The sequence below is a fragment of the Ensifer adhaerens genome (genome assembly GCF_002007205.1).
GTDB lineage: Bacteria > Pseudomonadota > Alphaproteobacteria > Rhizobiales > Rhizobiaceae > Ensifer > Ensifer adhaerens_D.
Genome location: NZ_LAZS01000006.1, coordinates 233,545 through 257,990, shown reverse-complemented (window position 1 = coordinate 257,990; position 24,446 = coordinate 233,545). Strand labels below are relative to the sequence as shown.

23 protein-coding genes are annotated in these 24,446 nt (G+C 63.9%); 14 read left to right on the top strand and 9 right to left on the bottom strand.

Annotated elements, in window-relative coordinates; all coding sequences use genetic code 11:
- From XB14_RS13915 to XB14_RS13905, 3 genes are all read right to left on the bottom strand, one after another.
- Positions 1 to 915, bottom strand: coding sequence for a 4-(cytidine 5'-diphospho)-2-C-methyl-D-erythritol kinase (locus XB14_RS13915; RefSeq protein ID WP_077962203.1), 915 nt, complete (start codon positions 913 to 915; stop codon positions 1 to 3).
- A gap of 7 nt (positions 916 to 922) precedes the next feature.
- Positions 923 to 2,758: a tetratricopeptide repeat protein gene (locus XB14_RS13910; protein ID WP_077962202.1), complete on the bottom strand. Its 1,836-nt coding sequence runs from the start codon at positions 2,756 to 2,758 to the stop codon at positions 923 to 925.
- Between the two features lie 159 nt (positions 2,759 to 2,917).
- Positions 2,918 to 3,934 (bottom strand): polyprenyl synthetase family protein, encoded by a 1,017-nt coding sequence (locus XB14_RS13905; RefSeq protein ID WP_077962201.1) that lies wholly within the window; start codon positions 3,932 to 3,934, stop codon positions 2,918 to 2,920.
- 107 nt (positions 3,935 to 4,041) lie between these two features.
- On the opposite strand from XB14_RS13905, the gene XB14_RS13900 reads away from it, so the two are divergent.
- From XB14_RS13900 to XB14_RS13875, 6 genes are all read left to right on the top strand, one after another.
- The gene (locus XB14_RS13900) at positions 4,042 to 4,263 is read left to right on the top strand and encodes a DUF2007 domain-containing protein (protein WP_077962200.1); all 222 of its coding nucleotides are present in this window, start codon (positions 4,042 to 4,044) and stop codon (positions 4,261 to 4,263) included.
- On the top strand, positions 4,260 to 5,048 hold the full coding sequence (locus tag XB14_RS13895; RefSeq protein WP_077962199.1) for a tRNA1(Val) (adenine(37)-N6)-methyltransferase: 789 nt from the start codon (positions 4,260 to 4,262) through the stop codon (positions 5,046 to 5,048). Before XB14_RS13900 ends, XB14_RS13895 begins: the two co-directional genes overlap by 4 nt.
- Positions 5,049 to 5,231: 183 nt before the next feature.
- Positions 5,232 to 6,098, top strand: coding sequence for a S49 family peptidase (locus XB14_RS13890; RefSeq protein WP_077962198.1), 867 nt, complete (start codon positions 5,232 to 5,234; stop codon positions 6,096 to 6,098).
- Positions 6,099 to 6,133: 35 nt separating this feature from the next.
- Positions 6,134 to 6,325, top strand: coding sequence for a hypothetical protein (locus XB14_RS13885; protein WP_077962197.1), 192 nt, complete (start codon positions 6,134 to 6,136; stop codon positions 6,323 to 6,325).
- A gap of 126 nt (positions 6,326 to 6,451) precedes the next feature.
- On the top strand, positions 6,452 to 7,408 hold the full coding sequence (locus XB14_RS13880; RefSeq protein ID WP_060516372.1) for a glycine--tRNA ligase subunit alpha: 957 nt from the start codon (positions 6,452 to 6,454) through the stop codon (positions 7,406 to 7,408).
- Positions 7,405 to 7,968, top strand: coding sequence for an AAA family ATPase (locus tag XB14_RS13875; protein WP_077962196.1), 564 nt, complete (start codon positions 7,405 to 7,407; stop codon positions 7,966 to 7,968). Before XB14_RS13880 ends, XB14_RS13875 begins: the two co-directional genes overlap by 4 nt.
- On the opposite strand, the gene XB14_RS13870 is transcribed toward XB14_RS13875, so the two are convergent.
- Complete coding sequence (locus XB14_RS13870) at positions 7,961 to 8,158, bottom strand: hypothetical protein (protein WP_077962913.1); 198 nt, start codon at positions 8,156 to 8,158, stop codon at positions 7,961 to 7,963. The genes XB14_RS13875 and XB14_RS13870 overlap by 8 nt on opposite strands.
- A gap of 246 nt (positions 8,159 to 8,404) precedes the next feature.
- Between XB14_RS13870 and XB14_RS13865 the strand changes: the two genes are divergently transcribed.
- The 6 genes from XB14_RS13865 (at position 8,405) to XB14_RS13840 (ending at position 15,727) form a co-directional block, all read left to right on the top strand.
- Positions 8,405 to 8,953: a LemA family protein gene (locus tag XB14_RS13865; RefSeq protein WP_057250782.1), complete on the top strand. Its 549-nt coding sequence runs from the start codon at positions 8,405 to 8,407 to the stop codon at positions 8,951 to 8,953.
- Between the two features lie 80 nt (positions 8,954 to 9,033).
- Complete coding sequence (locus XB14_RS13860) at positions 9,034 to 10,305, top strand: 3-phosphoshikimate 1-carboxyvinyltransferase (RefSeq protein WP_077962195.1); 1,272 nt, start codon at positions 9,034 to 9,036, stop codon at positions 10,303 to 10,305.
- A 48-nt stretch (positions 10,306 to 10,353) separates the two neighbouring features.
- Positions 10,354 to 12,294 (top strand): DUF2207 domain-containing protein, encoded by a 1,941-nt coding sequence (locus XB14_RS13855; protein WP_077962194.1) that lies wholly within the window; start codon positions 10,354 to 10,356, stop codon positions 12,292 to 12,294.
- Between the two features lie 111 nt (positions 12,295 to 12,405).
- Positions 12,406 to 14,571, top strand: a complete 2,166-nt coding sequence (gene glyS, locus XB14_RS13850) for a glycine--tRNA ligase subunit beta (RefSeq protein WP_077962193.1) — start codon at positions 12,406 to 12,408, stop codon at positions 14,569 to 14,571.
- 119 nt (positions 14,572 to 14,690) lie between these two features.
- Positions 14,691 to 15,071 carry a cupin domain-containing protein gene (locus XB14_RS13845; protein ID WP_077962192.1) on the top strand — a complete coding sequence of 127 codons (381 nt, stop codon included), beginning with the start codon at positions 14,691 to 14,693 and terminating at the stop codon, positions 15,069 to 15,071.
- Between the two features lie 65 nt (positions 15,072 to 15,136).
- Entirely contained in the window at positions 15,137 to 15,727 is a 591-nt protein-coding gene (locus XB14_RS13840; protein WP_077962191.1) for a DUF523 domain-containing protein, read from the top strand.
- Between the two features lie 29 nt (positions 15,728 to 15,756).
- Here the strand turns inward: XB14_RS13840 and XB14_RS13835 are convergent, their stop codons facing one another.
- From XB14_RS13835 to XB14_RS13815, 5 genes are all read right to left on the bottom strand, one after another.
- Positions 15,757 to 16,278, bottom strand: a complete 522-nt coding sequence (locus tag XB14_RS13835; protein WP_077962190.1) for a plant virulence effector HPE1-like domain-containing protein — start codon at positions 16,276 to 16,278, stop codon at positions 15,757 to 15,759.
- Positions 16,279 to 16,383: 105 nt separating this feature from the next.
- Positions 16,384 to 17,655 carry a phosphoribosylamine--glycine ligase gene (gene purD / locus XB14_RS13830; protein ID WP_077962189.1) on the bottom strand — a complete coding sequence of 424 codons (1,272 nt, stop codon included), beginning with the start codon at positions 17,653 to 17,655 and terminating at the stop codon, positions 16,384 to 16,386.
- 107 nt (positions 17,656 to 17,762) lie between these two features.
- Entirely contained in the window at positions 17,763 to 20,132 is a 2,370-nt protein-coding gene (locus tag XB14_RS13825; RefSeq protein WP_077962188.1) for a putative bifunctional diguanylate cyclase/phosphodiesterase, read from the bottom strand.
- Complete coding sequence (locus XB14_RS13820; RefSeq protein ID WP_077962187.1) at positions 20,129 to 21,169, bottom strand: ABC transporter substrate-binding protein; 1,041 nt, start codon at positions 21,167 to 21,169, stop codon at positions 20,129 to 20,131. Before XB14_RS13820 ends, XB14_RS13825 begins: the two co-directional genes overlap by 4 nt.
- A 173-nt stretch (positions 21,170 to 21,342) precedes the next feature.
- Positions 21,343 to 22,539, bottom strand: coding sequence for an MFS transporter (locus XB14_RS13815; protein WP_077962186.1), 1,197 nt, complete (start codon positions 22,537 to 22,539; stop codon positions 21,343 to 21,345).
- A gap of 108 nt (positions 22,540 to 22,647) precedes the next feature.
- Between XB14_RS13815 and XB14_RS13810 the strand changes: the two genes are divergently transcribed.
- Positions 22,648 to 23,463, top strand: coding sequence for an AraC family transcriptional regulator (locus XB14_RS13810; protein WP_077962185.1), 816 nt, complete (start codon positions 22,648 to 22,650; stop codon positions 23,461 to 23,463).
- A gap of 172 nt (positions 23,464 to 23,635) precedes the next feature.
- Positions 23,636 to 24,442 carry a MipA/OmpV family protein gene (locus tag XB14_RS13805; RefSeq protein ID WP_077962184.1) on the top strand — a complete coding sequence of 269 codons (807 nt, stop codon included), beginning with the start codon at positions 23,636 to 23,638 and terminating at the stop codon, positions 24,440 to 24,442.
- Positions 24,443 to 24,446 lie beyond the last annotated feature (4 nt).

The window sequence follows — 24,446 nt, the reverse complement described above, 5'->3', positions numbered from 1 at the left end:
CTATTTCCCTCTGCCCACCGTCCTGCAGGCAAGAACGTACCATCCGGGGTAGGCGTCCGAAAGAGCACGCGCTGTCGCAGCCGCGCGTTCGTCGCTGTCGAAAAGGCCGAAGCATGTGGCGCCCGAGCCCGACATGCGCGTGAGTGCCGATCCGGCTTCCGTCAGTGCTTGGCAGACCGCGTCGATCACGGGCTCAAGCCTTGCCGCCGGTGGCTGCAGATCGTTGCGCATCGTCGCGATGGCGGAAATCCATTCGGCCGCGCTATCGGCTCTCAGGGGGAGAGCGAGCGGCGGGTTCGTCTTGTTGGCGAGCGTGCGGAAGACGACCGGCGTCGAGACGGCGACCAGCGGATTGACCAGCACGATCGGCAGGGCGGGGAAATCCTCAAGCGGCGTGATGTCCTCGCCGATCCCTTTCGCCAGCAGAGGCGTGCCGGCAAGGCACATCGGCACGTCCGCCCCGAGCCGCAAGGCGATGGCGCCAAGACGGGACGGCGTGATCGTGGCGCCCCAAAGATCGAGAAGCCCAAGGAGCGTTGCGGCAGCATCGGCCGATCCGCCGCCGATGCCCGAGGCGAGCGGCAGGTTCTTTTCGAGATGCAGATGGGCGGGGCCGGCCGCATCGGGATTGAGTGATTGCAGTTCGTGGCGCAAGAGGTCCCGCGCCTTCAGGACCAGGTTGCCGCCTTGCGCGTCGGCATCCATCGGCAGCGCACCGGCAAATACGCCCGAGACCGTGAAACGATCCGCTTCCGCCGGCGAGAGGCCGATCCGGTCGCCGCGATCGGCAAAGGTGACGAGGCTTTCGAGGAGATGATGTCCGTCGGCCCGCTGGCCGACGATGTGGAGCGCCAGATTGATCTTGGCGGGGGCCGCGCGCGTCAGCGCAAAGCCCGCAATGCCGTCTTCCGACATGGAACGATCAGGACTTCTTGTCCGGAGCCGGCGCTTCCGGGGTCACCTTCTTCGGCGCGGTTTCCTTGGCATCGGCCGAGGCTGGGACCGTTTCCTTGAGCGGTGGCAGGCCGTTTTCGATCTTCGCCTTGATCTTCGGGATCTCGGCTTCCTCGGGCTTCAGCTCAAGCGTCTGCGTCCACTGGAACACGGCCTCGAGCTTGCGTCCGACGCGCCAGTAGGCGTCGCCGAGGTGATCGTTGATCGTCGGATCGCCGGCCATCAGTTCGGCCGCCTTTTCCAGTTCCACGACCGCTTCGTCGAAGCGGTTCATCCGGAAATAGGCCCAACCGAGCGAATCGACGATATAGCCGTCATCCGGTTTCAGATCGACGGCCTTGCGGATCATCTCCAGGCCTTCGTCGAGGTTGATGTTCATGTCGACCCAGGAATAGCCGAGGTAGTTCAGCACCTGCGGCTGGTCCGGGTTGAGCTCCAGCGCCTTGCGGAAGTTCGGTTCGGCCTTGTCCCACAGCTTCTGGCGCTCGTAGGCGATGCCGCGCTGGAAGAACACGGTCCAGTCGCTGCGCTTCGGCACGGGGCCGATCTGGTCGACCGCCCGATCGTAGAGCTCGCCCATCTCCTTGTAGTCCTTGGCGTCGGAAAGCACGCTGCCATAGGCGAGGTAGTTGCGGATGTTCTTCGGATCGACGTCGATCAGCGCCTTCAGGTGCTTCTTCGCTTCATCGACCTTGCCGATGCTGGCGAGGCTGAGGCCGAGCTGCAATTCCGAGACGCGCCGCATCGGCGATGCCTCGGGAATGGCCTTGTAGAGCTCGATTGCCTCGTTCGGCTTCTTCAGGTTTTCGGCGATACCGCCGAGCATGACCAGGATATCGGCGCTATCGGGGTCGAGCCGGCGCGCGGTCTGCAGATAGAGCGAGACGATATCCTCGGCGCCCTCGCGGTTGAGCGCAGCGCCGATCGAGAAGAGCACGGCCGCAGCACCCTGGGTGGCGTTCTTGACCTGCTGTTCCTGCGGAACACCATTCTCGATATCGGTCCTCAGCGCCTGCAGCGGCGTGTAGTTGTTGACCATGTTTTCGCCGACGGCGACGGTGTCGAGCGCTTTCTGCTTGTTGCCTTCGCGCGCCTCGAAACGGGCGAGCGCTTCCACCGCGCGCATGAAGGTGTCGGGGGCAGCACTTCCACCCTCGCGGTCGAGGATGGCATCGTTGAGCCTGGTGCGCGCGGTCTGCTTGTCACCCGCGGCAACCGCGATCGCGCCCGCATGGTAGTTCTTGAACACGCGGAACCATTCAGGACCGTCGAGGCCGTTGATCTGGGCGAGCGCTTCCTTCGGCTTGCCCTGGCCGAACTTCGCCCAGGCTGAAAGCAGGCCGTTCATCAGCCGGTCGAGATCGTTCGGGCCCTGGTAGTTCAGAAGCTTCTGCGCATTACGATACTCGCGCTTGCGGATCGCTTCGATGGCGCGAATGACCGTCGTGATGCGCTCGACGGCCGGGTCGGACTTCAGCTGCTCGGCAATCTTCGCGCCTTCGTCGAACTGGCCGGCCATCAGAAGCGTGATCATCAGCCGTTGCTTGACGTCGTTGTTGTTCGGCTCGAACTGCAGCGCGATGCGGTAGAGTTCGGTGGCGGAAGCGAAGTCGCGATCGGTATCGGCGGTGCGGGCAGCCAGAAAGGCGCCGGAAAACGTGTTGACCGACTTGATGTCGAAAGGTTCGGTTTCTTCGACGCCTGCGGCCTTCTCCTCGGCAAATGCCTGGTTGCCGCCGCTGACTGCAGCGAGAGCCAGCAGTGCTGCGCCGCTGAGGAGGCGGAGAATCGTCTTTTGCCGCATGTCAAACCTTTCGCGCCGATTGCTCGGTCTTCGCACCACTAAGGGTTGTTTCGGAGTCAGCCACAGATAGCCCAACGCAACTCTTGAGGAACAGAATGGCTTTTTTGGCGCAGCGCGGCAAGAAAATCCTGTCGTTCGTTCGGGCCTATCCGGAGCCTGTCAGCTGACGCGATCGATGCAGAAGTCGATGACTTCGGTCAGCGCCGATTTCCAGGGAGAAGCCGGCAGCGGCGCCAGCGCGTCGCGGGCGATCGTGCCGTAATGCTGGGCGCGTGCGATGGTGTCGCTCAAGCCGCCATAGCGCTTGATCAGGCCGAGCGCCTTGTCCAGGTTCTGATCGCTGCTGTCGCCGCCTTCGATTGCCTCGCGCCAGAAGGCGCGGTCTTCCGCCGTGCCGCGACGGTAGGAGAGGATTACCGGAAGGGTGATCTTGCCCTCGCGGAAATCGTCGCCGACATTCTTGCCGAGGTCGCTCGACGAGCCACCATAGTCAAGCACGTCGTCGACGAGCTGGAAGGCGAGGCCGAGGTTCATGCCGTAGGATTTCAGCGCGTTGCGATCGGACTTGCTGGTCTGGGCAACGATCGGCCCGACTTCGGCGGCGGCGGCAAAGAGGGCTGCGGTCTTGGCGCGGATGACCTGAAGGTAATCGTCCTCGGTCGTTTCCATGTTCTTGGCGACGGACAGCTGCAGCACTTCGCCTTCGGCAATGACCGAAGCAGCGGTCGACAGGACGTCGAGGGCATCGAGCGAGCCGACGTCGACCATCATGCGGAAGGCCTGGCCGAGCAGGAAGTCGCCGACCAGAACGCTCGCCTGGTTGCCCCAGATGGTGCGCGCCGTCGACTTGCCGCGGCGAAGGTCGCTTTCGTCGACGACATCGTCGTGCAGCAGCGTTGCCGTGTGCATGAACTCGACGCTGGTCGCGAGCTTGACATGGGCATCGCCCTCGTAGCCGAACATCGAAGCGGAGGCGAGCGTCAGCATCGGACGCAGGCGCTTGCCGCCCGAAGAAATCAGGTGGTTGGCGACCTCGGGAATCATCTGAACGTCGGAGCCGGCCTTCGACAGGATGAGCTGGTTGACGCGCTCCATGTCCGCAGCGGTCAGGTCAACGAGCGGCTTTACGGACGCCTGTTTGTTTTTGCTGTCTTCCAGCGGTATCACTACGCCCACACCGGGACTCCTGTTTTCATTGTCGCTTTCGACAATAGGAAGGGGTGTCCCGTGCGGCAAGAGGCGAATTGTCCCGCTTGCTGAAATAGGACAGGAAAAACCGCCGGATGAAGGAATTGATCCGTACCAACGATGCCGTCGTGCTCTCCTTTGCCGAGAGCCTGATGAAGGACGCCGGTATCGCAAGCCTCATCGCCGACCAGGGGATGAGCATTCTCGAGGGTTCGCTTGGCCTTTTGCCCCGTCGTTTTCTGGTCGCGGAGGAAGACGCGGAAGCGGCGCGGCGGATCCTGATCGACGCCGGGCTCGAAGCGGAGTTGCGATCGTGAGTTCCGCGCCGGTTCCGGCGGCCGCAACCGAGACCGTCGACGCCTTTCACCGCGGCAAGTTCCATGTCGTCCAGCCGCTCGGACAGGGGCACCGGTCCGGCATGGACGCCATGCTGCTTGCGTCGCTGGTGGCATCGGATCGTCCCTGCCGGGTCGCCGATCTCGGTGCGGGCGCCGGTGCAGCCGGCATGGCCGTCGCCTCGCGCATGGAGGGCGCGGAGGTGGTTCTCGTCGAGCGCTCGCCGGTTATGGCGGAGTTTGCCCGTCGCAGCCTGGCGCTGGCCGAAAACGCCCGCTTTGCGCAGCGCGTCTCGGTCATCGAGGCAGACGTTTCGCTCGCCGGCAAGGCGCGTGTTGCGGCCGGCCTCGCCGATGACAGCTTCGACCACGTGATCATGAACCCGCCCTTCAACGATGCATCCGACCGCAAGACGCCTGATAGCCTCAAGGCCGAGGCGCATGCGATGAGCGACGGGCTGTTCGAGGTCTGGGTGAAGACATCAGGCGCGATCATGAAGCCGGGCGGGCAATTGTCGTTGATCGCGCGACCGGAATCGATTGCCGAGATCATCGCCGCCTGCGGCCGCCGCTTCGGCGGCATCGAGGTGACGGCGCTGCATCCGAGGGTCGGCGAGAACGCCGTGCGCATCCTGGTGACGGCGATCAAGCAGAGCCGCAAGCGGCTGGTTCTGCGCGCGCCGCTCGTCATGCACGAGGAGGGGCATCGCTTCGCCGACCATGTCGACGATCTCAACAATGGGCGCGCCGCCTATCGCCGTCGCTGATTTACCGTATGCGGCATTGCGTTCGCCGCGTCAGTGCATACATGGCATGAAATGCCCCTTGGTGGGCGGTTCGAAGAGGTGCGGCGAAGCATTCCGCTTTCGCCGAAGAGACGCGGTCGCGTCTATGATTTGCAGCTGTTTCGGCCCAAGATCGTGGACATGGCCTAGCAGGCAGGAGTTGAAATGAAGGCGTTCCTGAGACGGTTGTTGCCCAAGCGTTTTCGCAAGGAAGGCGTGACGATCCCCGTCGTCCGCCTCCACGGCGCGATCATGGCCGGCGGCGGGCAATTCCGGCCGGCGCTCAACCTGGCGACGGCGGCCCCGCTTCTCGAAAAGGCCTTCGCGGTGAAAGAAGCGCAGGCCGTCGCGATCTCCGTCAATTCGCCCGGCGGCTCGCCGGTGCAGTCACGGCTGATCTATCAGCGCATCCGGGATCTCGCTCTTGAGAAAAAGAAGCGTGTGCTGATCTTCGTCGAGGACGTTGCCGCATCCGGCGGCTACATGATCGCGCTTGCCGGCGACGAGATCATCGCCGATCCGACCTCTATCGTCGGCTCGATCGGTGTTGTCTCCGGCGGCTTTGGTTTTCCGGAACTCCTGAAGAAGATCGGCGTCGAGCGGCGCGTCTATACCGCCGGCGAAAACAAGGTGATGCTCGATCCGTTCCAGCCGGAAAAGGAAGGTGACATCGCTTTCCTGAAGAACCTGCAGCTCGATATCCACGACACCTTCATCCAGATGGTCAAGGCCCGTCGCGGGCAGTTGCTCGCCGACGATCCCGATATTTTCTCCGGCCTTTTCTGGACCGGACGGCGCGGACTGGAACTGGGTCTGATCGACGGTCTTGGCGACCTGCGCGGCGAGATAAAGAAGCGCTACGGCGAGAAGGCGCGCCTCGAACTCATCCAGCCGGCGCGCAGCCTTTTCGGTCGCCGCCAGACAGGCGCTGCCGTTGCCGGCGCGCTCGCCGCACCCCTGGCGGCTTCCGCAGCGGCGGGACTTGCCGAAGTCATCGAGGAAAGGGCATTGTGGGCGCGGTACGGACTATGACGCCCGTCCCTGCGTGAAATGCCGTTGGAGGAACAATGCCGCAACTCATCCTGCTTCTGATCGCAGGTTTCGTCTTCTGGCTCGGCTATCGCAAATTCGTGGCCGACGCACAAAAGCTGACGCGCCAGCGCGAACAGGCTCGCCGCGAGGAGCGGACCGGGGCCCAGGGAACATTGGTGCAGGATCCGGAAACCGGTGAGTACAGGCTGAAGCGCGACGGCGAGTAAGGGGCATTCAGGGCACGAAGACGTGACGGCGGTCTATTTACCCGCTGGTTGCCGTAGCGCTTGACCCCTGTCATCAGGCGTGGCACCTGTCCGGCACATTTTCCGCAAGAAATCCGGACGCGATCCATGACCACTCTGCCCGATCATATGAACCCGAAGCGCTCGTTTCAGGCCCTGATCCTGACTTTGCACAATTACTGGGCCGACAAGGGTTGCGCCGTTCTGCAGCCCTACGACATGGAAGTGGGCGCCGGTACCTTCCATCCGGCAACGACCCTGCGGGCGCTCGGGCCCCGTCCCTGGCGCGCGGCCTATGTGCAGCCGTCGCGCCGCCCGACCGATGGCCGCTACGGCGAAAACCCGAACCGCCTGCAGCATTACTATCAGTACCAGGTGATCCTGAAGCCGAACCCGTCGAACCTGCAGGAGCTCTATCTCGGCTCGCTCGAGGCGATCGGCCTCGACCCGCTGCTGCACGATATCCGTTTCGTCGAGGACGACTGGGAAAGCCCGACGCTCGGCGCCTGGGGCCTCGGCTGGGAGTGCTGGTGCGACGGCATGGAAGTGTCGCAGTTCACGTATTTCCAGCAGGTCTGCGGTATCGAATGCTCGCCGGTTTCGGGCGAACTGACCTATGGTCTCGAGCGTCTCGCCATGTATGTGCAGGGCGTCGACAACGTCTACGACCTGAACTTCAACGGCCGCGAAGGCGCCGAGAAGATCAGCTATGGCGACGTCTTCCTGCAGGCCGAGCAGGAGTATTCGCGCTACAATTTCGAATACGCCAACACCGCGATGCTGCACCAGCACTTCATCGACGCGGAAGCCGAGTGCCAGGCGCTGCTGGCAGCCGGCGCCCCCGGCGACCACAGCAACAACCACCTGCACAAATGCGTGTTCCCGGCCTATGACCAGTGCATCAAGGCGAGCCATGTGTTCAACCTGCTCGATGCCCGCGGGGTGATTTCGGTCACCGAGCGCCAGAGCTACATCTTGCGCGTGCGCACGCTCGCCAAGGCCTGCGGCGAAGCCTTCCTGTTGACCGACGCCGGTGGCGCGAACCTAAATCGGGACGCCGCTTGAGTGTAGAACCGTCCGGCCTTGTCGTTCACATCAACGGCTGGCCAGGCTCCGGCAAGCTGACGATCGCGCGCCACCTCGCCGAACGGCTCGGCGCGCGGCTCGCCGATAATCACACGCTGATCAATCCGGCCGAGGCACTGTTTGCACGCAGCGACCCGCTCTATCGCTCGCTGCGTGCCGAGGTCCGCAAGAGTGTTTTCGAACACCTGGAAAAGGCGCCGGGGGCGCAATCCTTCGTCTTCACCGATGCGCTCTCGGATGACGCCGTCGACGCGCACGTGTTCGAGGACTGTGCCGCGCTTGCACGCAGGCGCGGCGCCCGCTTCGTCGCGGTCGTCATCGATTGCGCCGTCGAGGAAAATCTCAAGCGTCTCACACGCGCCGGTCGCAGCAAGCTGCACAAGCTGACCGATCCGGAAGTGCTTTTGGGATTGCGTCGCGCCCACAGACTGTTGCGCGGCAACAGCGATCTGCTGGTCGAGATCGACGTGACGACGCTCGGCGCGAATGAGGCGGCCGAAGCGATCGTGGCCGCGATTGCCGCTCCTGCTGTCAGATGATCCGGGTGGCGCTGAAGTCGTTCTTGCAGTACGGCTTCATCGTCGGATAGGCACCGGTATAGACCTGACCCGAATAGGTCTGCAGGGCGCGGCGAACACCGGTCGGCCGTTCGGGCGAGTGAGCGCTCGCATAGGCAACGAAGAGCGCCGTAAAGGCGATCACGTTGATGAGAGTTGCGAGCGTTTTCATGGTCTTCACTTCGGTTCCGGGTTGTTCGATGAGCCGACTATCGCCGATCGCCGGCGGGATCGCCGTTACCGTTGGAACAGGAACCGGGAGGTTTTCGCCTGACGGGGTGTCGATGCGGTGAACAGTGTGTTCACGCGGCAATGGCAATTGGGGAGGAGTGTGTTTCTCGGCCCGAATGCTGCAGAAAGCGCTATGAAGCTGAGAAGCGAATGCTAATCTCTGCGCGAGTTTTTTGGAGGGTGCCCTATGATCGGCCTGGCAATCGCCGTCGTCGTGATCCTGTATCTGGTTTTCGTCTATAACGGCCTCGTCAAGGCGCGGCAGATCGCCGAGGAGGCGTGGTCCGGTATCGATGTGCAGTTGAAGCGCCGCGCCGATCTGATCCCGAACCTGATCGAGACGGTGAAGGGCTACGCCGCGCACGAGAAGTCGACGCTCGAAGAGGTGATCGCCATGCGCAACCGGGCGCAGGCGGTACCGGCAGGCGATGTCGAGGGCCGCGCCCAGGCGGAAGGCGCTCTCTCCCAGGCGCTCGGCAAGCTGTTTGCGCTGGCCGAAGCCTATCCGGACCTGAAGGCCAACGAGAATTTCGCCGAGTTGCAGCGCTCGCTGGAGACGATCGAGGGCGAGATCCAGATGTCGCGCCGCTACTACAACGGCGCTGCCCGCGACCTGAACGTCAAGGTCGAGAGCTTCCCCTCGAACCTCATCGCCAATGCCTTCCGCTTCGTGAAAGCCGGCTACTTCGAGATCACCAACGAAGCCGATCGCGCGGTGCCGCAGGTCAAGTTCTGACCCTCGACGCGGACGCTTCCCCGAACATTCCTCGTCGCGGGATCCCGCCGCGGCGCCATTCGCATCAAGAGACCCATTCGATGACCACCGATAGCATGAAAAAGCTGACCATCCTGCCGACCGATCATCCGCTCAGCGGCCATGTCCGCCCGCCGGGTTCGAAGTCGATCACCAACCGCGCGCTGTTGCTTGCTGGCCTTGCCAAGGGCACGAGCCGGCTGACGGGTGCCTTGAAGAGCGACGACACCCGCTACATGGCGGAAGCCTTGCGCGCGATGGGCGTCGAAGTCAGCGAGCCGGATGAAACGACCTTCGTCGTCACCAGCACTGGGAAGCTGCTTCCGCCGGAAGCCCCCCTGTTCCTCGGCAACGCCGGAACCGCGACACGCTTCCTGACGGCCGCAGCCGCCCTCGTCGATGGCACTGTCGTCGTCGACGGCGACCAGCATATGCGCAAGCGGCCGATCAAGCCGTTGGTGGAAGCGCTCGGCACGCTCGGCGTCGAGGTTACCGCCGAAACCGGCTGCCCGCCGGTCACCGTCAAGGGTACGGGCGGGTTCCCTGCCGGCCGTGTCGTCATCGATGCCGGCCTCTCCAGCCAGTATGTCTCTGCCTTGCTGATGGCAGCGCCCGGCGCCAAGGGCCCGGTCAGCATCGAGCTTGCCGGCGACGAGATCGGCGCACGCGGCTATATCGACCTGACGGTCGCCGCCATGCGCGCCTTCGGCGCCGAAGTCGAGCAGCTGAGCCCGTCGGTCTGGCAGGTCGCCCCAACCGGCTACCGCGCGGCGGAGTACGTCATCGAGCCGGACGCTTCGGCTGCCACCTATCTCTGGGCGGCGGAAGTGCTGACCGGCGGCGCCATCGATCTCGGCGTTCCGGCGAACGCCTTCTCCCAGCCGGATGCGCGTGCCCATCAGGTGATCGCAAGCTTTCCGAACCTGCCCGCCGTCATCGACGGTTCGCAGATGCAGGACGCGATCCCGACGATCGCCGTGCTCGCCGCCTTCAACAACACGCCGGTGCGCTTCGTTGGTCTTGCCAACCTGCGCGTCAAGGAGTGCGACCGCGTGCGCGCGCTTTCGCTTGGCCTGACGGCGATCCGTCCGGATCTGGCGCATGAGGAGGGTGACGACCTGATCGTCTCTTCCGATCCCACGCTTGCCGGACAGACCCTGCCGGCATCGATCGACACTTTCGCCGATCATCGTATTGCCATGAGCTTCGCGCTTGCCGGCCTGAAGATCCACGGCATTACCATCGAGGATCCCGGCTGCGTTGCCAAAACCTACCCGGCCTATTGGGACGCGCTCGCCTCGCTCGGCGTCGAATTCACCGGCGATCGGCCCTGACGCACGGCGCTGTGCCTTGAACGTCAACGACAGGAAAGCTTGATCCGCATGGTCCGTCTCGCTGCCGCATTTGCCATCCTGGTCTTCTTGCTGGCAACGGCGGGCATCGGTCGGGCGGAGGAGGTCTTCTCCGCCTATCGCTCCGTCATCGATGTCGCCAAGGACGGCACGATGACGGTCACCGAGACGATCACGGCGACGGTTGAAGGCAACAGGATCCGCCGCGGCATCTATCGCGACATGCCTTTGACCTTCACCGATGCGAAGGGCAAGCGCAGTAAGGTCGATTTCAAGCTGCTCTCGGTCGAGCGCGACGGTGAGGAGGAGCCCTACCGCACGGAGACGATCAGCGGTGGCATCCGCATCTACACCGGCTCGGCCGAGGTTTTCCTGGAGCCGGGCGAACATACCTTCCAGTTCACCTACGAGACCGGCCGGCAGATCCGCTTCTTCGACGATCATGACGAACTCCACTGGAACGTGACCGGCACGGAGTGGGACTTCCCGATCGACGAGGCGAGCGCGACGGTGACGCTGCCGGAGGGTGTGCGGGCCGAAGCGCTGGATTTCTTCACTGGCAGCTATGGCGCGACCGGTAAGAACGCCCGCGCGTCTCGCGACGGCAGCGAAATCTTCTTTGCCACCACCCGCCGCCTTGCCCCGCGCGAAGGGCTGACGATTGCCATCAAGATGCCGAAGGGCAGCATCATCAGGCCGTCCTCGAGCCAGGAGAATGCCTGGTGGCTGCGTGACCATCTGGCCCTCGTCATCGCCGGTGCCGGACTCGCGCTCGTCCTGCTCTACTATGGCCAGGCCTGGCTCAGGGTCGGGCGTGACCCGGACCGCGGCGTCATGGTGCCGCGCTGGGACCCGCCGGACGGCATCTCGCCGGCGCTCGTCAACTATATCGACAACAAGGGCTTTTCCGGCGAGGGCTGGACGGCGCTGTCGGCGGCGGCACTCAATCTTGCGGTCAAGGGCCACGTCGTCCTCGAAGACCTGAAGAACGCCATCGTCATTGCCGCGACCGGCAAGAAGGGCGACGAAAAACTGCCCACCGGCGAGGCGGCCGTCATGAAGGCGGTCAATGCCGCTGGCGGCAAGCTCACCATCGACCGTGCCCACGGCACGCGGGTGCAGGCGACCGGCGCCGATTTCCGCAACGCCATGGAGCGCGAGCATCGCGGCAAATATTACCAAGCCAACAGCGGCTACATTGTCGCCGGCGTCATTCTTTCGGTGCTTTCTGTCGTGGCGGTATTCCTGTTCGGCGATCTGAGCGAGGACAGCCTGCCGCTGGTGATCGTTCCCGTCTTCATCGCCTTTTTCGTATCGATCCTTGCCGTCTCCTTCGGCAAGTCGCTGCGGCGCGAAAGGAGCCTGATGAGCCGGATCATGTCGATCGTGGTGGTTGCCTTCATCGGCTTCGTCGCCTTCACGATCTTCTCGACCATCCTCGCCGCCGTCTTCTATTCTGCAGCCGAAACGGACGAACTGCCGCTGCTCTTCGTGATCGGCGCCATCGTTCTCGTCAATGTGCTGTTCTTCTTCCTGATGGGCGCACCAACGCCGCTCGGAACGCGGATGATGGATGGCGTCGACGGGCTCAGGCAATATATGACGCTCGCCGAGAAGGACCGGATGAACATGCAAGGGGCGCCCGAGATGTCGCCCCGGCATTTCGAGACGCTGCTGCCCTATGCGGTGGCGCTCGGCGTCGAGAAGCCCTGGACCGCGACCTTCGATCGCTGGCTGCTCGCCGCTGCGGCCGGGGCTGCTGCGGCGGCGGCCTATCAGCCGGGCTGGTATCAGGGCGACGGTTTTGGCTCCAGCACCTTCGGCGACCGCATCGGCGGCTTCGCCGGCTCGATGGCCGATACGATGACCTCGTCGCTGCCGCCTCCGCCCAAATCGTCCTCGTCGGGCTTTTCTTCCGGCGGCGGCTTTTCCGGCGGCGGCGGAGGCGGCGGGGGTGGCGGCGGCTGGTAACCGCCCGCGCGTCCGCGCCTCGACAGCCAAATTCATCGACGGGCTTGGTGACATTCTTGCCAGAGATTGCTAAGTCCGCCGCAACCGTCAGGAACAGAAAAAGTCACTCCCATGCCCGATCTTCTTATCGAACTCCGCTCCGAGGAAATTCCTGCCCGCCTGCAGCGCAAGGCGGCCGGCGACCTCAAGAAGCTGCTGACCGATGCCCTGGTCGAAGCGGGTCTGACCTATGAGGGTGCGCGCGAATACTGGACGCCGCGCCGGCTGACGCTCGACATCCGTGGCCTCAACGCGCGCTCCGCCGACATTCGCGAAGAGCGCAAGGGCCCGCGCACCGACGCCAACGAGAAGGCGATCGAAGGCTTCCTGCGCGGCGCCGGGCTTTCCTCGATCAGCGAGGCGCATGTCCACAGCGATCCGAAGAAGGGCGACTTCTACGTCGCCCACATCGTCAAGCCGGGCCGTCCCGCCGAAGAGATCGTCGCCGAAGCGATGCCCGACATCATCCGCAACTTCCCCTGGCCGAAGCCGATGCGCTCCGGCGTGGCCTCGGCCAAGCCCGGCGCGCTGCGCTGGGTGCGTCCGCTGCAGTCGATCGTCTGCACCTTCGGTTCGGAAACCGAGGAAACCCATGTGATCCCGTTTGAGGTCGATGGCATCGTCGCCTCGAACGTCACCTATGGTCACCGCTTCCACGCGCCGGAAGCGATCACGGTTCGCCGCTTTGCCGACTATGCCGAAAAGCTCGAAAAGGCGAAGGTCGTTCTCGACGGCGAGCGCCGCAAGGAAATGATCCTTGCCGATGCGCGCAACGTCGCCTTCGCCAACGGGCTGGAGCTCGTCGAAGACGAAGGCCTGCTCGAAGAGGTCTCCGGCCTCGTCGAATGGCCGCAGGTCCTGATGGGCAGCTTCGAGGACGCCTATCTCGAAATCCCCTCGGAAATCATCCGCTTGACCATCAAGACCAACCAGAAGTGCTTCGTGACCCGTGCGCCGGGCGCCGAAACGCTCTCCAACAAGTTCATCCTCGTCTCGAACATCGAAGCGAAGGATGGCGGCAAGGAGATCGTGCACGGCAACGGCAAGGTCGTGCGCGCCCGCCTTTCGGACGCCGCCCATTTCTGGCACCGCGACCAAGGTAACCTGCCGGACCTCGAAACGCTGGAAGCGTCGGCGACGAAGTTCGATCTGGACCTCAACAAGCCGCTCGACCAGCGCATGGCCAAGCTCGATGCGCTGAACGTCACCTTCCACGCCAAGCTCGGCACCCAGGGCGAGCGCGTCGCCCGCCTCCGGGCGCTGGCTGCCGAACTTGCCAAGGTGACTGGCGCCGACGCCAAGCTCGTCGACCGCGCCGTGGTGCTTGCCAAGGCGGACCTGCGCACCGAGGCCGTCGGCGAATTCCCCGAGCTTCAGGGCATCATGGGCCGCAAGTATGCCCTGCTTCAGGGCGAGAACGATTCCGTCGCCACGGCGATCGAAGACCACTGGAAGCCGAACGGTCCCTCGGACCGCGCGCCAACCGATCCTGTGGCGGTGACCGTCGCACTTGCCGACAAGCTCGACACGCTCGTCGGCTTCTGGGCGATCGACGAGAAGCCGACCGGTTCGAAGGACCCCTACGCGCTGCGCCGTGCAGCACTCGGTGTCATCCGCCTGATTCTGGAAGGCAAGGCGCGCCTCGCGCTGTTGCCGGCCTTCGAGGCAGCGCTCGTCGCGCTTCGGGCGCAAAAGCCGGCACTGTCGGCCGACGTTTCTGCGGACCTGCTGTCCTTCTTCCATGATCGCCTCAAGGTCTATCTGCGCGATCTCGGCGCCCGTCACGACCTGATCGACGCGGTGGTAACGCCGGATGCGGACGATCTGCTGATGGTCGCCCGCCGGGTCGAGGCGTTGACGGCCTTCATCACCGACGAAGAGGGCAGGAACCTGCTCGCCGGCACCAAGCGCGCGACGCAGATCCTGGCGGCTGAAGAGAAGAAGGGAACGACCGTCGCCGACGCCGTTGACGCCGGCCTCTTCCGCCTTGACGCCGAAAAGGCGCTGCACCAAGCCGTCGAAGCCGGCTCGGGCGAGGCGCGCGACGCGATCGCCAAGGAAGACTTCCGCTCGGCCATGGAGGCCCTCGCAAAGCTGCGCCAGCCGGTCGACCAGTTCTTTAATGATGTGCTGGTCAATGACGACGACGCCGCGATCCGGGCCAACCGCCTGGCGTTGCTGGGGCTCATCCGCTCGGCCACCGGCACGGTCGCCGACTTTTCAAAGATCGCCGGCTAAGCCGACCTGCCTGCCGCCGGCTCTCTGGCGGCCCCGTCGGTCCCTCGCGCACAAACGTTCAAGCTGGTTGCGAGCGGGCGCCCTATATCCTGTCTCCATCATCAAGATGGAGACAGCCGATGAATATCGCGACGAAGACCTACAAGCCGATCAGTTTCACTGAGAAGCTCTCGCTGTTCAGCGACCAATGGCAGCCGCGGGTCATTGCCGAACTCAACGACTACCAGTTCAAGATCGTGCGCATCGAGGGCGACTTCGTCTGGCACGATCACAAGGATACCGACGAGGCCTTCATCGTGCTCGAAGGCACGTTGCGGATCGATTTTCGCGACGGGTCCGTGACGCTCGGCACCGGCGAAATGTACGTCGTGCCGAAGGGCGTCGAGCACAAGCCCTATGCGGAGCGCGAGGTGAAGATGCTCTTGATCGAGCCGCGCGGCACGCTCAACACCGGTCACGAGGGCGGCGAACGCACCGCGGAAAACGACCGCTGGATCTGAGGTGCCGGGCTGGTGGTGTCATGATCGCGCTTGCTGACCGGCATGGCCTCGGGGTAGAGGGAGACATGCCCGCAAAAATCCTCGTCAGCGCCTGTCTCATGGGCCATGCCGTTCGTTATGATGGTCAGTCAAAACCGCTTGTTCATCCGGCGATCGAGCGCTGGCGGGCCGAGGGCCGTCTCGTGACCATCTGTCCGGAAATGTCGGCCGGCATGCCGGTGCCGCGTCCGCCGGCCGAAATCGCCGCCGGAGCGGTCGGCAAGGACGTGCTGGCCGGCAAGGCAAGGGTGGTCGAGAACAACGGCCGCGACGTCACCGACGGTTTCTTGCGGGCCGCCGAAAACGCGCTCTCGCTGGCGAAGGAAACCGACTGTCGCTTCGCGCTGCTGATCGACGGCAGCCCGTCCTGCGGTTCCGGTTTCGTCTATGACGGCAGCTTTTCCGGCGCGCGCCATCCGGGTGAGGGCGTTACGGCCGCATTGCTCGCCGCCAACGGTGTCGAAGTCTATTCGGACAGGCAGATCGACGCGCTGATCGCGCGGATCGAAGCGTTGGAAGAGCCGCGACAAAAGACTACGCCCCTGCTTCTCTCAGGGGCGCAATCTCTCGCTATGCAGCGAAACGCCCGTCAGCCTTTAGATGCAGGGGACGGCTGAACGGGGCAGGGAACTTTCCCGGTAGGCGCTCAGTTTAGCCGAAGTTCGAGCGTGGCCGGATCAAAATGCTGTGAGCCCTCGTCGGCCGCGGGCGAAGCCGCCATGGAGGCGCCGATCGGCGTTACCGCCGCGGTCTGTGCCGTCTCGTCGATCGAAATAAGCTCCGCGTTGTCGTCCTGCGGGTTCTGGTCGTTCGCGATGTTCGAGACGGTCACCGTTGCAGCATCGTCGGTTTCGGCATCGGCCGTCTTGATCATCTCATGAGACGGTTTGCTGACGAACACCACCGGCGAGCCCCCGAGCCAGGCCTCGGTGCGCACCATCTTCATCTCGCCGTTGATCTTCTTGAGCTCGACCGTTTCGTCGCCCGCCGCGATCGTGGGGACGACATAGGTGACCTTCTTCCGCGACTGCAACGGCGGGCAATCGGCGCAGGAAACCGTGGAAACACTGGCATTGTCGGTCGTGCCGGATGCGATCGCTTCGATCGATGACGCTGCCGCGTTGCCTGCGGCAAGCCCAAGCACGGTAGTGATCAGCAACAGGCGCATTGTTTCCTCCCGGATCGTTGCCGGCAAGAATATGCGCTCTCCCTTACTTTCCCGTCAGGAGAATTGGTAAAAATAGAATGATCCGCGAATTGGACCTGTCGCCGGTTACGCCTTCTCGCGGGCGACCGCGCGCCAGCCGATATCGTGACGGTAGAAGCCGTTGTCCCAGGCGACCGCGGAAACGGCGGCATAGGCCCCATCCTTGGCAGCGCCGGCGCTTGCCCCCGTTGCCGTGATGTTGAGCACGCGGCCGCCGGTTGCGACCAGGCTTCCGTCCTTCATCGCTGTGCCGGCATGGAACACCTTGGTGGTGGCCGCGGCCGCGGGAAGGGCGGCGATCGGCGTGTTCTTCGCGTAGCTGCCCGGATAGCCCTTGGAGGCCATCACGACAGTCAGCGCCGTCTCGTCGCGCCACTCCACGGTCATGCCGGCGAGCGTGCCCGTCGCCGCGGCGTAGAGCAGCGGCAGAAGATCGCTCTTCATCCGCATCATCAATACCTGGCATTCCGGGTCGCCGAAGCGGACGTTGTATTCGATGAGTTCCGGCCCCTTGGCGGTGATCATCAGGCCGGCGAAGAACACGCCGGAGAAGGGATGGCCGCTTTCCGCCATGCCGCGCATCGTCGGCTCGATGATTTCCTTCATCGTGCGCTCGATCATCTCTGATGTCATGACCGGGGCCGGCGAGTAGGCGCCCATGCCGCCGGTGTTTGGTCCGGTGTCGCCGTCGCCGACGCGCTTGTGGTCCTGGGCGGACGCGAGCGCCAGCGCCGTCTTGCCGTCTGAGAGGCAGAAGAAGCTCGCCTCTTCGCCGTCGAGATAGGCCTCCACCACGACTTCGGCGCCGGCAGCGCCAAAGGCGCCGGCAAAGCAATCCTCGACGGCGTCAAGCGCCTCGTCGAGCGTCATGGCGACGGTGACACCCTTGCCGGCAGCCAGGCCATCGGCCTTGATGACGATCGGCGCGCCCTGTTCGCGCACATAGGCCTTGGCGCTCTCTGCATCGGTGAAGCGGCCATAGGCGCCGGTCGGGATGTCGTAGCGTGCGCAGAGATCCTTGGTGAATCCCTTGGAGCCTTCGAGCTGGGCGGCAGCGGCCGAGGGACCGAAGACGGCGATGCCGGCTGCGCGCAGGACGTCAGCAAGGCCGGCAACCAGCGGTCCTTCGGGGCCGACCACGACGAAATCGATCTTCTCCTTGCGGCAGAAGTCGGCGACGGCCGCATGGTCGTCCGTGTCGAGGGCGACGATTTCAGCTTCTTCGGCGATGCCCGGATTGCCCGGCGCAGCGTAGAGTTTCGTCAGTTTCGGCGACTGCGCGATCTTCCATGCAAGGGCGTGTTCGCGCCCACCCGATCCGATCAGAAGAACCTTCATTTGAGCCCCCGATATCCCGAAAAATGTTGCGCTGCGGTTAGGACGGCAGGGCGGCAAGGTCAAGGGAAAACGGGAGTACGGGTGGCGATTCTCGCAATCGCCACCTCTCAGGCGATGGCCTGGCGGCCCTGTTGGTCGTCCAGCGCTTCGCCGTGCGCGTAGCGGGCGGTGCGTGTCAGCGCCCAGATCGCCAGATCCTCGATCGGCAGCGGCTTGCTGATGAGGTAGCCCTGGAACAGGTCGCAGCCGGCCGCCGTCAGCATGGCGAGCTTCTCCGGCGTGTCGATACCTTCGCCGACGACCGCGACGTCCTTGGCGTGGCAGAGCGCGATCAGCGCCTTCAAGACCGGCAGCGAGTGCGATGCGGTGAGGTTCGACACCAGCGCCCGGTCGAGCTTGATGGTATCGGCGGTGTATTCGATGATCTGCTGCACGGACGTGTAGCCGGCGCCGAAATCGTCGATCGAAAGCCGGAAGCCGTTCTGGCGCAGCGCGTCGATGTTGCGGCGAAGCTGGTCGCTGAACTTGACGGCGAAGGTTTCGGTAAGTTCGATCTCGATCGAGCGTGCCTCCAGCCCATGCCGCTCCAGGCAGTCGGCGAAGTGGTCGGCGATCGCCTTGGAATGCAGTTCGGCCGAGGAAATGTTGATGGCGAGCACGGTTTCGGGGCCGAACAGGGCCTTCAGCTGGCCGCAGTCGGACATCGCCTTGTTGATCACCCACCAGTCGATCTTGGTAAAGAGCCCCGAGCTTTCGGCGATAGGCACGAATTCGTCCGGGGTAACGTTGCCCAGCACCGGCGAGTACCAGCGCAGCAGCGCCTCGCAACCCGTCACCCGCCCCTCAGTGTCCACCATCGGCATATAGACGAGATGGAACTGCTCGTCCGGATCGAGCGAGCGCAGCTCGTCCTGGATCTGGCGCAGCCGCGTGCGCTTGTCGTGAAGCGCGCGCGAGTAGCGGGCCGAGCGGTTCTTGCCGCTGGTCTTGGCCTGGTACATCGCGGCATCGGCATTCGAGATCAGTTCGGCGAGATTGGTGGCGTCATCCGGGCAGATCGCGGCCCCGATGCTCGCGGTCACCGGATAGCGCTTGTCCGACACCTCGAAGCCATCCTCGAACAGGGCAAGAATGGCTGCCGAAATCTCCCGGACCGTCCCGTCGCCCGGCCGTGAGCGCACCAGCACGGCAAACTCGTCGCCCGAGAGGCGCGCAAGGATGGCAGGCTTCTGGCCACGGCGCTCGGTGATGGCGTCGACCCGCTCGGCGATGCGGGTTGCCAAGGTCTTCAGGAGTTCGTCGCCGATCTCGTGACCATGCTTGTCGTTGACGAACTTGAAGTTGTCGATGTCGATGAACAGCAGGCTGCACTTCTCGCCGGCCGCGATCGCCTCGCGCACGACGCCGGCGGCGAGTGCATTGAAATGGCCGCGGTTGCTGATCCCGGTCAGCGTATCGGTCCAGGAGCTGCGCTGCACGAGCTTCAGCGATTGCACCGACTGGCGGTGCAGTTCGCGGATGTTTTCGGTGAGCCGCCCGATCTCGCCCTTTTCGTCCATGTCGCGGATTTCGTCGCGCGCCCCCACCATGACCGCCATCACGTTGGCGTCGAGGGTGGCGATCGGATCGGTGATGAAGCGGCGGATCAGCATGATGATCAGCCAGATCGAGAACAGGCTCATGGCGACGGCGCCGAGCGCCAGCAGGAACTTCTGCCGCGCCATCAGCGCGTCGAAATGCTCGCTCGAAACCGTCAGCGTCGCATAGAGCGACGGCCCGAGATGCACGCTGGCCGAAAGGTCGTCGGTAATCGCCTGCGGCCAGGGCTGGAGAACGATGTCGGAGCCGTATTCCTTCTTCAGCGCCTGCTGCATGTCGAGGAAACGATCGGGCTGGATCGCGACCTGGACGAGCAGGGCGTTCGACTTCTTGCTCGGCAGCGGCCGGGTAAACGCGATGGGATCGAGGAAGAAGGAGTAGACGATGCGCGGTCTCTGGCCGGCTTCGTAAAGATAGGTCCAGTCGGCGAGCTTGTCTTCCCGGATCAGCCGGCGGGCGAGGTTGAGCTGCGCCTCGTCGATCTCGGCGAACGGATCCCAGCTGTTTTCGAAATAGTATTCGGACTTGAGTTCCGAACTCAAAAGCGCGAGCGAGACGTAGCCCGTCGGATCGTCGAGCAGCGACTTGACGCTTTCCTGCAGCCGGACGCCGAGCGCATTGGCGCGGTAGCTTGCATCGGTTTCTGAAACGTACTGGCGCAGCGAATTGCCGTTCAAGAGCGCATTGAGGAAGCCTTTGCTGCGGCCGATCTCGTTCTGGAAGACGGCGGCCGCATGTTCGAGACGCTGCGACAGCTTGGCATGTTCGAGCGCGCGGATCGAGCGGCTCTGCGTGACGTGGACCGAGACGGCCGCCAGCAGATAGCCGGCAAGCACCACGGGAAAGATCAGGATGAGCGCGCGTTTGCCGAGGTTCACTGGAAATTCGCCAATGTGCTGATGATGCGCCGGCGCAGCTGCACCGACTCTGTGGACAGTTCCTGTTGATACTGGCTCCTGGCCAGAATGTCGGGCGAGGGGTAGATTGCCGGATCGGAGCGGACCTCTTCCGGCAGCAGTGCGTGGGCCGCCCGGCTTGCCGTCGGCATGTTGAGCGCGAGCGCGTTGGCGGCAGCGCTTCCCGGCGAACCGAGATAGTCGAGCAGCGCCAGCGCCCGATCCTTGTTTTGCGAATTGGCGACGACGGACATGCAGTCGAGCCAGGAAAGCGTGCCTTCCTTTGGGACGGCGTAGCGCCACACGCCCGGCGTTCCAACCTTGTCGTTCAGGACGTGCTGGTCGCCGCTGTAGCCGAGCGCCATGTAGATGTCTTTGCTGACTGCAGGGTTCTGGATCGCGCTGATGATGTATTCGTAAGTGAGCACCGAAGGGGCCTGTTCCTTCATCAGCGTGAAGGCGGCCTTCAGCGTGCTGCTGTCGTTGGTATTGATCGATTGGCCGAGCAGCATCAACGGGGCGACGAAGGCCTCGTTGTGGTCGTCGTACATGGCCACATGCTTGGCGAGTGCAGGGGCGGGGTGCATCAGATCCTGCCAGGAGGTCGGCGCTGCGGGCACGACATCCGAGCGGTAGAGAATGCCCATCGTGCCCCAGAGATAGGGAAGACCCCGGCCAGAGCAGCGCTTGCGCCAGCTTTCGTCATAGTCCCTGAGCGAGGCGACGTTGCTCTCGTCGAGCTTTTCGAGCACGCCCTTGCGGCCGAAGAGGGCAGCACTGTTTTCGCCGGTCACCACCAGATCGACCCGGCTGTTCGGATCGGCCAGCACCTCGTCGCGGGTATCGCCGCTGTCGTAATAGACCTGATGCACCGCGACGCCGGTGATCGACGTCCAGCGGTCGAGGATCTTCTGGTCGATATAGGATTCCCAGATGAGGAGGTTCAGGGTCTCGGCCTTTACCGCCGTTGCGAATAGCAACGTCGCCAGTAAGGCCGGAATCGCCGTTCGCCCCTGCATTGTATACCCCTGCCCAAGCCCTGCAGACGACCGTAGCGCGCAAAAATTGATGAATGATTACGTAGGGCTGCGACGAGTGGCCGGGGTGCCGCGTGCCGATTGCCGCGCAGACGAAAACCGGGCGCCGCAGGGCGGCGCCCGGTCCGATTTCCTGAGTTTTTCTGCCGGATCGGCTATCGCGCCGGAATCTTCGGCAACAGGATCGTGAGGATGCCGAGCAGCGGCAGATAGGAGCAGATCGTATAGACGAACTCGATGCCCTGCCGGTCGGCAAAGATGCCGAGCACGGCAGCTCCCATGCCACCGAACCCGAAGGCGAAACCGAAGAAGACGCCGGCAATCAGTCCGACGCGGCCCGGCACCAGTTCCTGGGCGAAGACGACGATCGCCGAGAAGGCCGAGGAGAAGATCAGGCCGATGACGACGGAGAGTACGCCGGTCCAGAAGAGGTTCGCATAGGGCAGGATCAGCGCGAAGGGGATGACGCCGAGGATCGAGAACCAGATGACGAAGCGGGCACCGTAGCGGTCGCCGATCGGACCGCCGAGGAAAGTGCCGGCAGCGGCAGCACCAAGGAACAGGAACAGCATCAGCTGCGCCTGCTGCACGTCGACACCGAACTTCTCGATGACGAAGAAGGTGAAGTAGCTGGAGATGCTCGCCATGTAGACGTTCTTGGTGGCCGTCAAAAGCACGAGCACGGCAACGGCCCACATCACCCGGCCCTTCGGCAGCGGCAGGGCGCGGCTCGGCGCTGCGCGGCTCATGGTCGTGCGGCGATGGCGCACATACCAGGTGCTGACCCAGGAGAGCACGAAGAAGCCGATGATCGCGACGATCGAGAACCAGCTGAGGCTGCCCTGGCCGAAGGGAATGACGATGAAGGCGGCAAGCAGCGGGCCCATGGCGCTACCGGCATTGCCGCCCACCTGGAACAGCGACTGCGCGAGCCCGTGGCGGCCGCCGGAGGCGAGCCGGGCGATGCGCGAGGATTCCGGATGGAAGATCGCCGAGCCGACGCCGATCAGGCTTGCTGCCACGAGCAGCACCCAGAAATCATGGGCGTTGGCGAGCAGGATCAGGCCGCTGCAGGTCGACAGCATGGCAAGCGGCAGCGAATAGGGCAGCGCCCAGCGGTCGGTAACGATGCCGACGGCCGGCTGCAGCATCGATGCCGTCAGCTGGAAGGTAAAGGTCAAAAGGCCGATCTGCACGAAGTCGAGCGAATAGTTCGCTTTCAGCAGCGGATAGAGCGCGGTCAGCAGCGACTGCATGATGTCGTTCAGCATATGGCAGAAGCTGACGGCCAGGATGACGGAGAAGGCCGTCTTCTCCGGGGAGATCCCGGAAGTTGAGGTCACGGTAGACATGGGTGATTCCTTGCCGTCTCGGAGGTTGTGTGCGGCATGGCTATCTGTACTGAGGTTGCGATTGGCCTGCTTTTGTGATCTGGTCGAATTCTTTCGTGAGTGGGCCAAATGCCGATCCGCCGATTTCCGCTGCCGCAGCTTCCCGACGAGGACCATTTCCGCAATCTCGACTGGGTCGAGACGGGAAACGCCCCGGTGCTCGCACTCGGCCGGGACTACAATGCCGGCCTTCTGGTGCCGTTCCACAAACACACCCGCACCCAGCTCTGGTGGGCGCGCGGCGGCGTTGTACTGATGCGCACCGAGCGCGGACGCTGGATGGTTCCGCCCGGTCACGCCCTGCTGATCCCGGCGGGCATGGAACATTCTGCCGAGATGATCAGCGACGTGCGCATGCACTCGATCTATTTCGCCCCGGATCTGTTGCGCGCCGAACGGCCGATGGTGATGGAAATCAACCCGCTTGCCGGCAGCCTCGTCGATGCGCTCGTCAGCGTCGAAAACGAGACGATGTCAGAGCGGCGCGAACAACTGGTCACCGATCTGCTGCTGGAAGAAATCGGGCGGCTGAAGGAGCGGCCGCTCGGCTTGCCGTTTCCGCGCGACGAGCGGCTGGCGGCGCTCTGCCGCCAGTTCCTGCAGAGGCCCTCGGCGGCGGCGAGCATCGATCAATGGGCGGACAGGCTCAGCCTTAGCCGGCGGTCGTTCACGCGGCTGTTTCGCAACGAGACGGGCGTCAGTTTCGTCACCTGGCGCCAGCAGGCCTGCATCTTCGCCTCGCTGCCGCTTCTGGCCGACGGCGAGCCGATCATCAACGTTGCGCTCGATGCCGGCTATGAGAACGTTGCTGCCTTTACGACGATGTTTCGCCGCATGCTCGGAAGCCCGCCGAGCGTCTATCTGAAGACCTATCTCGGCCAGTGATCCGCGCCGGGCAACCGGGTATGGCAAAGGAACGCTGAATTGACCTGGTTAACGGAATCGTAGGAACAAGCCGCAATAAGTCGCCCTGTGCCGTTCCAGTCCATTGCCCTCCCTCGGCCTGTCGGCACGTTCAAAACTTCGCCCCGGCGAATGATTCTTCCGGAGTTGTTTCTTGCGTATCCGTTCTCTTGTTCTCCTTTCTGGAACCCTTTTGCTGTCGGCAAATGCCGCCTCCGCCGGCGACGGCCAACATTTCTGGTCCGGTGACTGGTATCTGAAGGTCGGTGCCACCGGCTTCTACGGCCCGAAATACGAAGGCGCTTCCAAGCGCATGTTCCAGGCGGCGCCGCTGATCTCGCTCGGAAAAGCTGGCAGCACGGTCCGCTTCTCCTCGCGCAACGACAACATGTCCTATGCGCTGGTCGACCAGGGCAGCTTCCGCGCCGGTCTCGTCGGCAAGCTGATTTTCGAGCGCGATGCCGGCACGTCCAGCGATCTCAAGGGACTTGATCCGGTCAAGTTCGGCGGCGAAGCCGGCGGCTTTGCCGAGGTCTATCCGACCGACTGGTTGCGTGTGCGCGCCGAGGTTCGACAGGGCATTCGCAGCCATCACGGCGTCGTTGCCGACGTTGCGGCGGACGCCTTCACCGACGTCAGCAGCAATGTGCGCATTTCCGGCGGCCCGCGCCTATCGGCGGCTACCAGCGGCTACTACACGGCCTATTACGGCGTGAATGGCCGCGAGGCTGCAGCCTCGGGCCTCAACGAATACTCGCCGCATGGCGGCATCGGCTCCGCCGGCGTCGGTGCCGCGATCACCTGGCAGGCGACGGAAAAGCTCGAGACGAGCGCTTATGCCGAGTACAAGCGCCTGCTTGGCCCGGCGGCCGATTCCAGCCTCGTTCGCGAGCGCGGCAGCCGCAACCAGGTTCTCGTCGGGCTGTCGGCCACCTACCGCTTCGACTTCACACTCCCCTGATTTG

Bases quoted from the DNA above. Each gene is read 5' to 3' on its own strand.
- XB14_RS13915 (WP_077962203.1), bottom strand. From the start codon at position 915: ATGTCGGAAGACGGCATTGCGGGCTTTGCGCTGACGCGCGCGGCCCCC.
- XB14_RS13910 (WP_077962202.1), bottom strand. From the start codon at position 2,758: ATGCGGCAAAAGACGATTCTCCGCCTCCTCAGCGGCGCAGCACTGCTG.
- XB14_RS13900 (WP_077962200.1), top strand. From the start codon at position 4,042: ATGAAGGAATTGATCCGTACCAACGATGCCGTCGTGCTCTCCTTTGCC.
- XB14_RS13890 (WP_077962198.1), top strand. From the start codon at position 5,232: ATGAAGGCGTTCCTGAGACGGTTGTTGCCCAAGCGTTTTCGCAAGGAA.
- XB14_RS13885 (WP_077962197.1), top strand. From the start codon at position 6,134: ATGCCGCAACTCATCCTGCTTCTGATCGCAGGTTTCGTCTTCTGGCTC.
- XB14_RS13880 (WP_060516372.1), top strand. From the start codon at position 6,452: ATGACCACTCTGCCCGATCATATGAACCCGAAGCGCTCGTTTCAGGCC.
- XB14_RS13870 (WP_077962913.1), bottom strand. From the start codon at position 8,158: ATGAAAACGCTCGCAACTCTCATCAACGTGATCGCCTTTACGGCGCTC.
- XB14_RS13865 (WP_057250782.1), top strand. From the start codon at position 8,405: ATGATCGGCCTGGCAATCGCCGTCGTCGTGATCCTGTATCTGGTTTTC.
- XB14_RS13860 (WP_077962195.1), top strand. From the start codon at position 9,034: ATGACCACCGATAGCATGAAAAAGCTGACCATCCTGCCGACCGATCAT.
- XB14_RS13855 (WP_077962194.1), top strand. From the start codon at position 10,354: ATGGTCCGTCTCGCTGCCGCATTTGCCATCCTGGTCTTCTTGCTGGCA.
- glyS (WP_077962193.1), top strand. From the start codon at position 12,406: ATGCCCGATCTTCTTATCGAACTCCGCTCCGAGGAAATTCCTGCCCGC.
- XB14_RS13845 (WP_077962192.1), top strand. From the start codon at position 14,691: ATGAATATCGCGACGAAGACCTACAAGCCGATCAGTTTCACTGAGAAG.
- XB14_RS13840 (WP_077962191.1), top strand. From the start codon at position 15,137: ATGCCCGCAAAAATCCTCGTCAGCGCCTGTCTCATGGGCCATGCCGTT.
- XB14_RS13835 (WP_077962190.1), bottom strand. From the start codon at position 16,278: ATGCGCCTGTTGCTGATCACTACCGTGCTTGGGCTTGCCGCAGGCAAC.
- purD (WP_077962189.1), bottom strand. From the start codon at position 17,655: ATGAAGGTTCTTCTGATCGGATCGGGTGGGCGCGAACACGCCCTTGCA.
- XB14_RS13820 (WP_077962187.1), bottom strand. From the start codon at position 21,169: ATGCAGGGGCGAACGGCGATTCCGGCCTTACTGGCGACGTTGCTATTC.
- XB14_RS13815 (WP_077962186.1), bottom strand. From the start codon at position 22,539: ATGTCTACCGTGACCTCAACTTCCGGGATCTCCCCGGAGAAGACGGCC.
- XB14_RS13810 (WP_077962185.1), top strand. From the start codon at position 22,648: ATGCCGATCCGCCGATTTCCGCTGCCGCAGCTTCCCGACGAGGACCAT.